General features: G+C 50.7%; 5 protein-coding genes, 2 tRNA genes, 3 rRNA genes and 1 pseudogene. 7 read left to right on the top strand and 4 right to left on the bottom strand.

What is annotated here, in order from left to right:
• The first annotated feature begins 50 nt into the window (after positions 1-50).
• The 5 genes from CEK71_RS21525 (at position 51) to rrf (ending at position 5,302) form a co-directional block, all read left to right on the top strand.
• Positions 51-1,582: ribosomal RNA gene (locus tag CEK71_RS21525) — 16S ribosomal RNA — on the top strand.
• Between the two features lie 63 nt (positions 1,583-1,645).
• Positions 1,646-1,722, top strand: a tRNA-Ile gene (locus tag CEK71_RS21520).
• Positions 1,723-1,766: 44 nt separating this feature from the next.
• Positions 1,767-1,842 (top strand) — tRNA-Ala (locus CEK71_RS21515).
• A 334-nt stretch (positions 1,843-2,176) separates the two neighbouring features.
• Positions 2,177-5,057, top strand: a 23S ribosomal RNA gene (locus CEK71_RS21510).
• Positions 5,058-5,186: 129 nt separating this feature from the next.
• A 5S ribosomal RNA gene (rrf, locus tag CEK71_RS21505) occupies positions 5,187-5,302 on the top strand.
• Together the 16S, 23S and 5S rRNA genes with 2 tRNA genes alongside form the textbook arrangement of a ribosomal RNA operon.
• Before the next feature lie 57 nt (positions 5,303-5,359).
• Here the strand turns inward: rrf and CEK71_RS24230 are convergent.
• Positions 5,360-6,589 (bottom strand): annotated as a pseudogene (locus CEK71_RS24230) (glycosyltransferase family 4 protein); the annotation flags it as partial.
• 599 nt (positions 6,590-7,188) lie between these two features.
• Positions 7,189-7,740, bottom strand: coding sequence for a hypothetical protein (locus CEK71_RS21495; protein ID WP_088621295.1), 552 nt, complete (start codon positions 7,738-7,740; stop codon positions 7,189-7,191).
• A gap of 830 nt (positions 7,741-8,570) precedes the next feature.
• On the opposite strand from CEK71_RS21495, the gene CEK71_RS21490 reads away from it, so the two are divergent.
• The gene (locus CEK71_RS21490) at positions 8,571-10,730 is read left to right on the top strand and encodes a beta strand repeat-containing protein (RefSeq protein WP_088621294.1); all 2,160 of its coding nucleotides are present in this window, start codon (positions 8,571-8,573) and stop codon (positions 10,728-10,730) included.
• Between the two features lie 64 nt (positions 10,731-10,794).
• Positions 10,795-11,307 (top strand): alkyl sulfatase C-terminal domain-containing protein, encoded by a 513-nt coding sequence (locus CEK71_RS21485; RefSeq protein WP_269766587.1) that lies wholly within the window; start codon positions 10,795-10,797, stop codon positions 11,305-11,307.
• Positions 11,308-11,539: 232 nt separating this feature from the next.
• Here the strand turns inward: CEK71_RS21485 and CEK71_RS21480 are convergent, their stop codons facing one another.
• Together CEK71_RS21480 and CEK71_RS21475 are read right to left on the bottom strand one after the other, a co-directional pair.
• A complete protein-coding gene (locus tag CEK71_RS21480; RefSeq protein ID WP_004706791.1) occupies positions 11,540-13,354 on the bottom strand; it encodes a relaxase family protein in 1,815 nt (604 codons plus the stop codon).
• On the bottom strand, positions 13,344-13,745 hold the full coding sequence (locus tag CEK71_RS21475) for a MobC family plasmid mobilization relaxosome protein (RefSeq protein WP_004706792.1): 402 nt from the start codon (positions 13,743-13,745) through the stop codon (positions 13,344-13,346). Before CEK71_RS21475 ends, CEK71_RS21480 begins: the two co-directional genes overlap by 11 nt.
• Between the last annotated feature and the right edge of the window lie 397 nt (positions 13,746-14,142).

The following is a 14,142-nucleotide window of genomic DNA, read 5'->3' as shown; positions in this document are numbered from 1 at the left end:
TGTCGGAACCAAGATTGGCCGCTTATCTTATTAAGTGGCAAAGCTGATTTAAACTGAAGAGTTTGATCATGGCTCAGATTGAACGCTGGCGGTATGCTTAACACATGCAAGTCGGACGAGTAGTTGCTTCGGCAATGAGAGTGGCGGACGGGTGAGTAACGCATAGGAATCTGCCCTGTAGTGGGGGATAACGTGGGGAAACCCACGCTAATACCGCATACGCCCCAAGGGGGAAAGCGGGGGACTTTCGGGCCTCGCGCTATAGGATGAGCCTATGTTGGATTAGCTAGTTGGTGGGGTAAAGGCCTACCAAGGCGACGATCCATAGCTGGTCTGAGAGGATGATCAGCCACACTGGGACTGAGACACGGCCCAGACTCCTACGGGAGGCAGCAGTGGGGAATATTGGACAATGGGCGCAAGCCTGATCCAGCAATACCGCGTGTGTGAAGAAGGCCTGAGGGTTGTAAAGCACTTTTAATGGGGAGGAACTCCTGCCGGCGAATACCCGGCAGACTGACATTACCCATAGAAAAAGCACCGGCTAACTCCGTGCCAGCAGCCGCGGTAATACGGAGGGTGCAAGCGTTAATCGGAATTACTGGGCGTAAAGCGTGCGTAGGCGGCCCGTTAAGTCAGATGTGAAAGCCCCGGGCTCAACCTGGGAACGGCATTTGAAACTGGCGGGCTAGAGTTAGGTAGAGGGGAGTGGAATTTCAGGTGTAGCGGTGAAATGCGTAGAGATCTGAAGGAACACCAGTGGCGAAGGCGACTCCCTGGACCCAAACTGACGCTGAGGTACGAAAGCGTGGGTAGCAAACAGGATTAGATACCCTGGTAGTCCACGCCGTAAACGATGTCAACTAGCCGTTGGCCCCAATTATGGGGTAAGTGGCGAAGCTAACGCGATAAGTTGACCGCCTGGGGAGTACGGCCGCAAGGTTAAAACTCAAATGAATTGACGGGGGCCCGCACAAGCGGTGGAGCATGTGGTTTAATTCGATGCAACGCGAAGAACCTTACCTACCCTTGACATCCTAAGAACCCTGCGGAGACGCGGGGGTGCCTTCGGGAACTTAGAGACAGGTGCTGCATGGCTGTCGTCAGCTCGTGTTGTGAAATGTTGGGTTAAGTCCCGTAACGAGCGCAACCCTTATCCTTAGTTGCCAGCGGGTCATGCCGGGAACTCTAGGGAGACTGCCGGTGATAAACCGGAGGAAGGTGGGGACGACGTCAAGTCATCATGGCCCTTATGGGTAGGGCTACACACGTGCTACAATGGCCGGTACAGAGGGCTGCGAACTTGCGAAAGTGAGCCAATCCCAGAAAGCCGGTCTTAGTCCGGATTGCAGTCTGCAACTCGACTGCATGAAGTCGGAATCGCTAGTAATCGCGGATCAGAATGCCGCGGTGAATACGTTCCCGGGCCTTGTACACACCGCCCGTCACACCATGGGAGTGGGTTGCAAAAGAAGTCGGTAGTCTAACCTTCGGGGGGGCGCTGACCACTTTGTGATTCATGACTGGGGTGAAGTCGTAACAAGGTAGCCCTAGGGGAACCTGGGGCTGGATCACCTCCTTACAAAGGCGCAGGCCGCCATGAGCGCCCACAACACATTATTTCGGTCAAAACGGTATGAGCCTTGGGCCTGTAGCTCAGTTGGTTAGAGCGCACCCCTGATAAGGGTGAGGTCGGAGGTTCAAATCCTCCCAGGCCCACCACCGCCGCCAGACGGCAGTGCCAGGGCCTGGATGCCACACCCCACGGGGCCATAGCTCAGCTGGGAGAGCGCCTGCCTTGCACGCAGGAGGTCAGGAGTTCGATCCTCCTTGGCTCCACCACCGGGTTACCGGCGGTCAGGGTACGGCAGGGTACAGCATAACACAAAACAAAAAAACGGACGCGCCCGACAGGCGTGGCGGGGCATGGCCCACGCAGGCCAACCCTATACGGTTTTGCCGCACCAGCGGCGGGAAAAGGCCTTATAGGATTGGTGAAAACCGATGAAACTTGGCGAAAGCCACCGCTCTTTAACAACACGGAAATCTGTAAACGCGGCACGCTTAGCGGCGCGCCGCACCAAAAGCATTAAGAACGAGCGACAGGCTCGGCCTCATGCCCCGATATCTGCGCCGCCCCCAGGGGCGGCGGCAAACAGACCCATTGGGGTTATAAGGTCAAGCGAATAAGCGCATACGGTGGATGCCTAGGCAGTAAGAGGCGATGAAGGACGTTGTAGCATGCGATAAGCCGCGGGGAGTTTGCAAACAAACTTTGATCCGCGGATCTCCGAATGGGGCAACCCACCCGCAAGGGTATCCCGCCATGAATACATAGTGGCGGGAAGCGAACCCGGGGAACTGAAACATCTAAGTACCCGGAGGAAAAGAAATCAACCGAGATTCCCTTAGTAGCGGCGAGCGAACGGGGATTAGCCCTTAAGCAGGCACATAGTTAGTGGAACGGTCTGGAAAGTCCGGCGATACAGGGTGATAGCCCCGTACACGAAAACCTGTGTCTGTGAAAACGAGTAAGGCGGGGCACGTGAAACCCTGTCCGAATATGGGGGGACCATCCTCCAAGGCTAAATACTCCTTACTGACCGATAGTGAACCAGTACCGTGAGGGAAAGGCGAAAAGAACCGGGGAGACCGGAGTGAAATAGACCCTGAAACCGTATGCGTACAAGCAGTGGGAGCCTACTTTGTTAGGTGACTGCGTACCTTTTGTATAATGGGTCAGCGAGTTAATCTCAGTGGCAAGCTTAACCGAATAGGGGAGGCGTAGCGAAAGCGAGTCTGAACAGGGCGTTCAGTCGCTGGGATTAGACCCGAAACCGGGCGATCTAGCCATGGCCAGGCTGAAGGTCAGGTAATACTGACTGGAGGGCCGAACCCACATCTGTTGAAAAAGATGGGGATGAGCTGTGGCTCGGAGTGAAAGGCTAATCAAGCTCGGAGATAGCTGGTTCTCCTCGAAAGCTATTTAGGTAGCGCCTCGTGTATGACTGTTGGGGGTAGAGCACTGTTTCGGCTAGGGGGTCGTCTAGATTTACCAACCCGATGCAAACTCCGAATACCAACAAGTTTGAGCACGGGAGACACACGGCGGGTGATAAGGTCCGTCGTGGAAAGGGACACAGCCCAGACCGTCAGCTAAGGTCCCAAAATCTAGGCTCAGTGGGAAACGATGTGAGAAGGCACAGACAGCCAGGAGGTTGGCTTAGAAGCAGCCATCCTTTAAAGAAAGCGTAATAGCTCACTGGTCGAGTCGGCTTGCGCGGAAGATTTACCGGGGCTAAGCCTAGTACCGAAGCTACGGACCGCGCAATGCGCGGTGGTAGAGGAGCGTTCCGTACGCCTGCGAAGGTCAATTGAGAAGTTGGCTGGAGGTATCGGAAGCGCGAATGCTGACATGAGTAACGACAAAGGGAGTGAAAAACTCCCTCGCCGAAAACCCAAGGTTTCCTGCGCAACGCTAATCGACGCAGGGTGAGTCGGTGCCTAAGGCGAGGCCGAAAGGCGTAGCCGATGGAAAACAGGTTAATATTCCTGTACTGGCCATAACTGCGATGGGGGGACGGAGAAGGCTACATCAGCCGGCGGTTGGAAGTGCCGGTCTAAGCGTGTAGGAAGGCCCCTTAGGCAAATCCGGGGGGCTACAATTCCGAGGCGTGACGGCGAAGCCCTTAGGGGCGCAAGTGATGGATGCCATGCTTCCAAGAAAAACCTCTAAGCTTCAGGTTATGGGCAGCCGTACCGTAAACCGACACAGGTGGGTGGGATGAGAATTCTAAGGCGCTTGAGAGAACTCGGCTGAAGGAACTAGGCAAAATGATACCGTAACTTCGGGATAAGGTATGCCTGTAAGGTGAAGCCCCACGCGGGTGGAGCCCCAACAGGTTGCAAAAAATTGGTGGCTGCGACTGTTTAGCAAAAACATAGCACTCTGCAAACACGAAAGTGGAAGTATAGGGTGTGACGCCTGCCCGGTGCTGGAAGGTTAATTGATGGGGTCAGCGCAAGCGAAGCTCTTGATCGAAGCCCCAGTAAACGGCGGCCGTAACTATAACGGTCCTAAGGTAGCGAAATTCCTTGTCGGGTAAGTTCCGACCTGCACGAATGGCGTAACGATGGCCACACTGTCTCCAGCCGAGACTCAGTGAAATTGAAATCGCTGTGAAGATGCAGCGTCCCCGCGGCTAGACGGAAAGACCCCGTGAACCTTTACTATAGCTTGACACTGGACTTTGAACCGATTTGTGTAGGATAGGTGGGAGGCATCGAAACCGGGACGCCAGTCCTGGCGGAGCCGACCTTGAAATACCACCCTGGTTTGTTTGGAGTTCTAACCTGGGCCCGTCATCCGGGCTGGGGACAGTGTCTGGTGGGTAGTTTGACTGGGGCGGTCTCCTCCCAAAGAGTAACGGAGGAGCACGAAGGTACCCTCAGCCTGGTCGGAAATCAGGCGATGAGTGCAATGGCATAAGGGTGCTTGACTGCGAGACGGACAAGTCGAGCAGGTACGAAAGTAGGTCATAGTGATCCGGTGGTTCTGTATGGAAGGGCCATCGCTCAACGGATAAAAGGTACTCCGGGGATAACAGGCTGATACCGCCCAAGAGTTCATATCGACGGCGGTGTTTGGCACCTCGATGTCGGCTCATCACATCCTGGGGCTGAAGCAGGTCCCAAGGGTATGGCTGTTCGCCATTTAAAGTGGTACGCGAGCTGGGTTCAGAACGTCGTGAGACAGTTCGGTCCCTATCTGCCGTGGGCGTTGGAGATTTGAGGGAAGCTGCTCCTAGTACGAGAGGACCGGAGTGGACGCACCGCTGGTGTTCCAGTTGTCCTGCCAAGGGCATTGCTGGGTAGCTACGTGCGGACAGGATAACCGCTGAAAGCATCTAAGCGGGAAGCCCCTCCCAAGATGAGATCTCCCCGGGACTTAAAGTCCCCTGAAGGGCCGTCGGAGACTACGACGTTGATAGGCACGGTGTGGAAGCGCAGTAATGCGTGCAGCTAACGTGTACTAATTGCCCGTGAGGCTTGACCTTATAACACCCAATGGGTTTGTGGCCTAAGGCCTGCGCTTTCTTAATGCGAACAAAAACTTTACAGGTTTCCGGCGGCGGGCGCAAGCCCCCCGCACAGCTTGGGGCCAGCCCCCCAAGCGCACCGAATTGCTTGGTGACCATAGCGAGCGTGAACCACCCGACCCCATCCCGAACTCGGAAGTGAAACCGCTTAGCGCCGATGATAGTGTGGCAGTTTGCCATGCGAAAGTAGGGAATCGCCAAGCTCCGCTTGGGGAGTTTGGCAAATCCCAGCCGAAATGTTGGGCGACGTTGCTGACGCAGGCTTGCCAGGTGTAGTGGCTGAGTTTGGCGCGTAACTCGGCGGCACTGTTTCGGGCATCGTCAAAATTATCGGCAATCGTTTTAATCGCTTTGGCTATTTCCGCTAAGTCATCGTCGTGAAAATAGGGGGCTTCGGTTTTTCCGCGTATGTTAACCGCCTCGACGTACCCGCCTACTGTGCGTTTACATTCTGCTTTCAGCAACTCATACACACCGCTATTTTTGCTGACGATTAACGGCACGCCCGCTGCTATCGCCTCCCATGCGACCAAGCCGAAACCTTCATGCCATGAGGGCATTAAGGCGACGCTGGCATCTTTCAAGTCATCGAACAGCTCTTCACGGTCTTGCGTATAAGGCAAGGCTTGTAGATTAATCCGCGCGTGGGCATAGCCTTCGGCGAACTTTTGCAGGTCTTGTTCTAATTGTTCGGGTGAGAGGGCGGGCGCGTAGTTCGGCGCGGATTCAAAATTAACGCCGCGTAAGAGCATTTTGGGGTGTAGCAATGAATGGGGGCCGTTATTGCGGTGGGCATCGGCAATAGCGGTAGAAAAAGCGGCAACGCCTAAATGTCCTTGCTTGATTTTTGCCGCATCATCGCTCAACCTGCCGCTAAAAAACACATCAAATCGGGTTGGGGGATTAACGCGCGGGGTTATCTCCGCTAAACCGGGGATAATTTGATGGATTTGGTCGGCATTAATATCCGTCAATTGCACTAAGGCGGCTTTTAACAGCGGCCCTACCGCTAGATGGATAGCCGCTTGTTTGAATAAACGCCGTTGTTCGCGTTTTTTTGTATCTGCGCTTTCCGAGTCTTCGGCAAAGCTTTCATAAGCATCATAGCTCATGTGATGGATTAACGCCGACCGCCCGCCTGTCAATTTAGCCGCCTCAAGTGCCGCCGCGCCGCTAATCCTATCATGGCCTAGCCAAACGGTGCGGGTTGGATCAAAAATAATGGCTTGCTCTTTTAACTCCGCAAGCGCCGATTTGGCGTGTTTATCGGTAAAGTGTTTGTCATCAGGTTTAAAAGGCAATGCCACCAGCGTAACGTTAACGGCTTTGGCTTCTTTAACCTCTTGCTCAGTCATCGAAGTCACCAGACACACCGTCTGCACCTGCGAATGATAATGCTCCCCAAACGCCGTTAAAAAATCCGTGTTAAAGCTATTAATGCCGCCATACTTACTGCCCCATTGGGTCGCAAATGCGATGAGTGAATACATTGCTTATCCTATTAAAATGTCCGTAACCCTTAACCCCGCTGATCCGCCAAGCTTACATCAGGGAGGGTAATCATTATCGCCTAATGCTGTACTGGTGTGGGGATAATTTTACCTAACGTTCATGAAAATAGGGCAGGGTATTTATTTTAGCAGTTGTGCAACGCCGATTGCTTTTGCTTAAGTGCGTCTTAGCGGTGCTTGCAAAGTAAGATAAGGATTAATAATTATTAATCAATATGTTATGTGTTCATGTAACGCCAAATAGGATTAACCGTTCGCCCTGAGCTTGTCGAAGGGTAGACGGTTAATCCGCCCATGGTTCGACAGGCTCACCACGAACGGATTAACTTACTACGTTCACAATCTGTATCTTATTGAAATATAAAACATAACCCCTTAACTTAATGGCAGTGACCCCAGTCCTCCCTTTGGCAGGGGAGGGAGCCAAGGGCTTCTCCGTTGTAGAGGCTAAAGTTGGGGGGAAATGCTCTTCCCTCTGTCCCCCTTCGGCTTCGCTCAGGGAACGCGGAGGCTGGGGGGCGTGTTTTCGCCTGTGCAGCAGGTTTTATTTCTTGCGTGTTCCTGTCTACTTAAGCCAATCAATCATTCAAAAACACTTTTTTAAATTGCCCGTCTTCCCAGTAGACAATTTGCGCCCCGCCTTGCTCGTAGGGGGACAGTAAGAAGCCGTTGTTTTTGATCTTTACTTTGGCGGGTTCGTTTTGGGCGCATTCCCAATAGCCTTTGCCGCAGGCGGTTTCATGGACGGTGTTGTCGAGGAGTTGCAGTTGGGTGGTTTGCGGGCTTAAATCTTCAAAGCGGGTGTCGTCGATTTGCAGGGGGGTGAAGAGTCCTTCGCCTTGGTTGAGGAAGACGAAAACGCCCCAGTTTTTACGGTGTTCGTCAAACAAAATCCAAGCCTCGTCTTTTTGGCCGTCGCCGTTAAAGTAGCCGCTGATATGGAAGGGGATGGGGGTCTCTTTTTTAAAGCGTAACCAGTCGCCGCGATAATCGGCGCGGGTCGGTTCGCACCAGCCGATGGGGATGTAGATTTTGGTGCGCTCACAGCGCGGGGTTTTTGCATCTGCTGCTGGTATACCCAGGCCGAAGAGGCTGGCGACTACTAATAGGGGGATCAGGGTTCTGTTCATACTCTTGCCGTTTTCCAGTTAAGGTATGGGTGAAAAAGTCTAGGCAATGCCGCCTACCTTTGGCGGACAGTAACCTGCCCCGTTTGCTAGGGTTGGCTTGCTGATTGTGCGTTAGGAACGCGCATAAAATTAAGTAGGCGTTCCATTGCATCTCTGCGTATTAAACCCCACCCCAGCCCTCTCGGCAACTGCTCCTGCGTTGCTCTACCTCCTTTACACCCCTGAGGGTGTGCATCCATGCAGTCGCCCTTGGCAGGGGAGGGAGCTTATGGCTTCTCCGTCGTAGAGGCGAAAGTTAGGGGAAAAAGCTCCTCCCCCTGCCAAGGGGAGCCCTTCGGCTTCGCTCAGGAGGGAGGGGTTGCCGTACTTTCGCCTGTTCAACAGATTTTATTTCATGCGCATTCCTTAGCGCGAAAAGACAGGCAATTCATCATATTGTCATAACAGCATTTTAAAATCAGTGACTTAAGCGCAATCTGGCTAGGCAATACGGTTGTTTATTGCCCGAAAAAGCTAACTACTATCGGTTTGAAACTTAGATAAAGCATAGCCTGTCCGCTAAGTTCCACAACAAGGGCGGGTGGTAAGCCAGTGGTTAGGGCGGCATTTTCTTTATTAGGCGGCTAATAATAACACACGGATTATTAAAATCTATTGCTTAAAAAACGCCTGACCGCTCCCGTTAAACTCTGCCCGAACGCGGTCTTTTGACATAAGATAGGCATTAAGCTAATGGCTATCTTATGTGGCTAAAGCTCAGGCAGTAGGGCGTTTAGGTACGGTTTCACAACATAATAACGGTTTAACCCACTCTATTTCCGAAGGATATCATGCAAAAAGCCCTTACATTTGGCGGCCTGTTGGCAACCACTAGCCTGTTGTTCAGCCCGGTTTCCCAGGCGACTAGCTTCAATATCACTGGCACGTCCACCAGTGCGCAAACCCTTGGCAGCGCCAGCGGCCAGACGGGTACGGTCGGCAGCGGCGGGTCGCTGACGGTTTCCAGCACCCCGGTGGCGGTCAGTATCACTGGCAATAACGCTACCCTGAGCAATCTCGGTACGATCTTCCAATCCGGCACAGGCCGGGCTGTCCGTGACAATACGGGGGTGACGGGGCTGACCGTTAACAACGGCAGCAGCAATAATTCAACCGCGCTGATGAAAACGGCGGACGCGGACGTTATCCAGATGAACAAAGCGGTCGCCAGTGTCACGCTCAATAATTATGGCACGATGACTTCGCTGAACGCGTCGGCAGGCGGTTCGCAAGTGGTGGACTTTGCCGCCATCACCACGGGCAGCAATATCATCAATAACTACTCGACCGGGATTATGCAGGCCACGGAAGCGGACGCAGTACGCCCTGGGGTCGGCGGCACGGTGAATAACGCCGGGCTGATGAAGTCGACCACGTCTACGGGCAGCAGCAGTGACGGTGTTGATGTGCAAAACAACAGCGGCGTTCAAATCACCAATGATACCAGCGGAACGATTGAGGGCGCCCGCCACGGCATCACGGGCGGTGCGCTGGATAATACCGTCACTTTTACCGCCAGTGTCACGAATAATGCGGGTGGCATCATTAAAGGCGATAACGGTTCCGGTATCAATCTCGACGGTTTTAACGCCAACCAAAATGTTACGGTGGTCAACCACGGCACTATCACGGGTAACGGCGTGACGGGCGACGGTGACGGTATTGATGTGGACGGTTTGGTCAATGTCACTAATACCGGCATTATCCGTTCGATTAACGCCTATAGCAGTGTTGTCGGTTCGCCTGCGCAAAGTGAAGGCATTTCGGTAGGCGGCGGCACTATCACTAACTCCGGCACTATCGAAGGTTTGGTTGCCGCTGGCAACACCAACGCGGTAGGCCGGGGCATTTCTTTGTTGGGCAACGATGTCACTAGCGGGCCTTTGGCGGGTACGCGCGAGGCCATTTATGGCGATGCGACGGTGACGAACCAAGCGGGTGGCCTGATCCGGGGCGACAGTGATTCCGGTATTGCCGTCAATGGCCCTGCCAGCGGCCATACCGTCACCATTAACAATAACGCGGGCGCGACTATCCAAGGCGGCGGTACGGCTAACGCGGCGATTTTGACGGGCGCGGATAACGATACTATCACTAATGCGGGTATTATTAACGGCAGCAGTAGCGGCAAAGCCATCGACTTGGGCGGTGGCACGAATACCTTGAATATCCAAGGCGGTGCGGCTTCCGTCCAAGGCGATATGTCCGGCGGTACGGGCACTAGCACCCTGAACTTGAATATCGGCACGGGCAATAGCTTTGCTTATAACGGCGCGTTGTCAAACTTCACCACTGTGCAGGTCAACAGCGGCACTACCACGCTAGCGGGCGCAAGCAGCTACAGCGGCGCGACCACGATTAATGGCGGCACCTTGCTGGCGGCGAACACGACGGGTTCGGCGACGGGTACGGGGGCGGTGGAAGTGAAATCTGGCGCGAGTTTGGGCGGTACGGGCAGCATAGCCGGAACGGTCACAGTTGACCAAGGCGGCACGTTGGCGACGGGTATCGGTGGGGTCGGTACACTGCATACAGGCAACACGACACTGGGCAGTAACAGTACGTTCGCTTTGGATTTGGACCCGAAAAACGCGGGCGGTTTGGGCTTTAACGATATGTTAAGCGTGGGCGGGGCGGTGTCTTTGGCTAACGCCAATCTGGTGCTGACGTTGTTGTCCGCCCCCACCGCTGACCAGACTTTCAACATTTTGTTAAATGACGGCAGCGATGCCATTAGCGGTTTGTTCAGCCAAGGCCATACGGTAGCGGCCAGCTACGGTGGCCGCAGCTATAACTTTTATGTGAGTTATTCGTCTAATGCTGATAGTGGGTCGTTGGGTAATGACATTCAGTTAAAAGCCATTCCTGAACCTGCTACGGTGGTTTGGTTTGGTTTGGGCGGTGTGTTGTTGCTGTTGCAACGGCGTTTTGCGGTGAAGGCGGTGGGGTGATAGAAGCTTAATGCTTGCTTAGGAACGCGCGTGAAATTAAGTCGGCGTTCCATTGCGTTTCAGCGTGTTAAACCCCACCCCAGCCCTCACTGCCATTAAGTTAAGGAAATTCTGTTCAGAAACAATGTTTTTTCTTCCTTTTATGGAAGTTCAGCAACCCCCTTGCCGATGTCTTTTGTCTGGGCGGGTTACGGTGCTTTCGTTCCAAGCAAGGCCAACTGAAAGATTTCTTGAAGCTATGGCGACAAATTTAGATGTGGAAAATTTAAAAAATGAAAACCAGTGTATCAATCTGGTTTTGTCGGATACCCAAGAGAATTTTTCATTATGGGTTGAAAACTCAATCATGCAGTTTAAGCGTCATGATGACAGTAAAGATTTGGCATCGGATTGCCCAACATTAACCGTAACCAAGCCCTTATATCTAAAAATGATTACAGGTCAAATAAAAGGGGTAAAAGTCCTGCTTTCTAACGAAAGTAAAGTCAAAGGCAATCCATTGGAAATTGGAAAATTCTTTGCAATGTTTAAACGTCCAGACTCAACTTTTCCAATTGTCACTCGACCAAATGATTAGGATGAAATGACTGGGCTTAAAGAACCCTACCAAATTAAAGTCTCCGCTTTTATGTGCACACATTAGTGCACATAAATACAAAATTAGTTTAATTATTTCAATAATTTACAATCAATAAAAAAGCCTAACTTGTCTAAGTCGGGCTTTTTTATTGATTCTTCACGTTTCACGCCTAATATTTAATCATTGTTCCATATTTTTGATTAGCAACAGTCGGAATCGAGCATAAACCCTACATGCCAAAATTCATGCCCCGATCTCGCTTAGGTTGGGGCTGCTCCATTTCCTTTTTCCGTTCCTTCATTTGGACGATATTCGCTTCAATAGTTCGGACGTTTCGAGCAAATTCTGCTGAGCTTTGGCTACTTGTGACGAGACTGACCGTTGTGTGGTTGAGATTTTCTCCAGTACGTCCTCGTAATTCGTTGTAATTTGGCTCATCTCCCTGACTTTGCCATTGATCTGCTCGGTATAGGTCGCTGTATTTTTTTCCAATTCGTGAAATTGTGTCTGTATTGTCGATAATGACTTTTGTGTTTGCACTAAGTCTGTCTGTACGCTCTCCATTGCCTTTGATTGTGCTGATAAGGCTTGGATAATTTTCTTTTGCATCACGTCTAAACTCTGCTGTTGCTGCTGCAACTGAGTTTGTTGTTGCTGTAATTGCTGCTGTTGTTCTTCGATGATTTTCAATAACTGTGTTTCTAATTCGGTCATCACTTAATACCCCATCGGCACCATGAAGTTGTTCTGCCAATCCCCTGCGTCCTTGTTGATCTGAATACATAGACGTTGGGCTTTGCTGTTTTGCTGTCTGCATGTGCTGAACGTCAAACTGCCCCCCGATCGGTTCAGGTGATCCACTCGCATTTGTTTCTCGTTGATGGTCATATTGAGTGTCCGTATCTCGTTGTACTTGCTTTTGCCCATAAAACCGAGCGCAATAATGAGAATAATTAAAATAGCAGCTCCCAAAATCATTGCCATATTCAAAGTGGTAAGCTGTTTCAGTAGGCTTTTGTTCTGAACTTGCTGTTCTTTTGTCTGTATCTGCTCGTTCATTTGCTTTAAACGGCTCAATTTGGACTGTAGCAAGGCTTGGTACTGGTCGAGCTGCTTCTCGATCTGCTGTGAGCTGTTCTGTAGGTTCTGCGCTAATTTCTCGTCTGACTGCTGGATAGCGGTCGCTGTGATATTGGCTCTTGTGCTCAAGCTGTCTTTGATAATCTGTGACGTTTGCTCGATACCGCTCAGAAGTTGTTCCTCGGTACGTTGCAATTCGCTGTTGTACTTCTTGTCGATATTCGCCAGTAGCGCTAAAGCCTTGCTCATAAACCTCTCCACTTAAACGGATAGGACGTGTTGCGCCCTCGTATGGATTTTCGATTGATATTGATTTTTGGGTTTGTCGGGTGACTTTGATTTCATTCGATTCAAGCCATTCAACCAATTTTTGCCGATCGGCAACTTTGCCATCGACTACAGCTTGGTAAATCCTTTGGTGTAACTGATCTTTAAAATCCTTCACATCCTTGGGTAAGTTCTTCTTATTGATTAAAAGCTGCTGATTGTTCGGATCATCGGGATCATATAGTTGATGTTCTGCATTGGTAATCTGCTTAAACAGATCCACTCGATCTAAATCCACTGGCGCATAAAATGGCTGTAGCCGTTTGCCTGTCGAAAGCTCAACGTTTGGAATCACAAAATTCAGCTCAAGCCGTGTCTCTCCAGTATCTTGATTCACCTTATCTTGGTGCTGTACCCATAAAATTTGGTACTGATCTTTATCGAGACCAGGGAAAAGGCATTCCTCAAAATTTTGCATGATCTGCTGTTTATCCTGGTCAGATAAAGCATGCTCGTAAAAGGATAAACAACCACTGGTATATTTCTTGGCAAAAGGACTGCTATCAATCAGTTGAGCGGTCAAGTCAACATCACCACTTAAAACCTGTGCATGTTCTCGCTCTCTATCTTCACCAAGCAAATAATCTAGACAACCTTTAGATAATCCTGAACCATGTCTAAAAAAATCAACGATCATCTGGTCGTAACTCCCGAAGTTGTTGATCTATGGAAATCAACAAATGAAGTAACTTCACTTTGTCAAAAGTACCTGTCCCTGCAATATCCGTATTAATCGCTTTGGCAATCTGATTCACGTTATTACCTATACGACCCAATTCTAGGATTAAATTTCTCTCTGTCTTGCTATATGAAGATTCAACAATCTTTGTTGATTTAATTTTTTCAGCATCATCTGCTTTGGAATTATAAATCTTTGTTGCTTTATCTACTGCTGACTGACGTAGCAACTTTGCGATTGAACCAAAAGGATTATTGGCATCGAGCAATTGATATTCTGATTCTGAAAGTCTGACTTTAAACGTCCGTTCCCGTACTACTTTCTGTTTAGTTACTGAATCTATTTCCACTTGAACAATCCCATTCTTGGTCTAACCGGTTTAGAGGAAAATCTTTGATTTTTCTTTAAACCGGTTTTCGGGGGTATCGGGGGTGAAGCCCCTGATCAAGGTCACAGCTTAGCACTATTAAACGAAGTGAAATAGGGGTAACTGTGTATCCTTGCTTATTTAAAAAGGGAAAGAATTATTTATACTAAAATTTAATCAAATGATACAGTATATAAACCCTAATAAGAACTGGCATAAATCTTGTAAAACAATAGCACTCAACTCTTTCTCACCACCACCACAGCCCTCGCTTTGCTCAGGCAGATGGTGAGCGTTGAGAGAGTTTCGGCAATACTCTCCCTAAGGGCTGTCATTCAAAAAATAACACATCCCCTAAGTATTGCCGATTTAACCTGAT

Source organism: Methylovulum psychrotolerans (assembly GCF_002209385.1).
GTDB lineage: Bacteria > Pseudomonadota > Gammaproteobacteria > Methylococcales > Methylomonadaceae > Methylovulum > Methylovulum psychrotolerans.
Note: the sequence above shows the minus strand (reverse complement) of the source record. Positions and strands in the feature narration are given on the sequence as shown.

What these genes read in the sequence shown, in the direction of transcription:
- CEK71_RS21495 (WP_088621295.1), bottom strand. Translation starts at nt 7,740, where the DNA reads ATGAACAGAACCCTGATCCCCCTATTAGTAGTCGCCAGCCTCTTCGGC.
- CEK71_RS21490 (WP_088621294.1), top strand. Translation starts at nt 8,571, where the DNA reads ATGCAAAAAGCCCTTACATTTGGCGGCCTGTTGGCAACCACTAGCCTG.
- CEK71_RS21480 (WP_004706791.1), bottom strand. Translation starts at nt 13,354, where the DNA reads ATGATCGTTGATTTTTTTAGACATGGTTCAGGATTATCTAAAGGTTGT.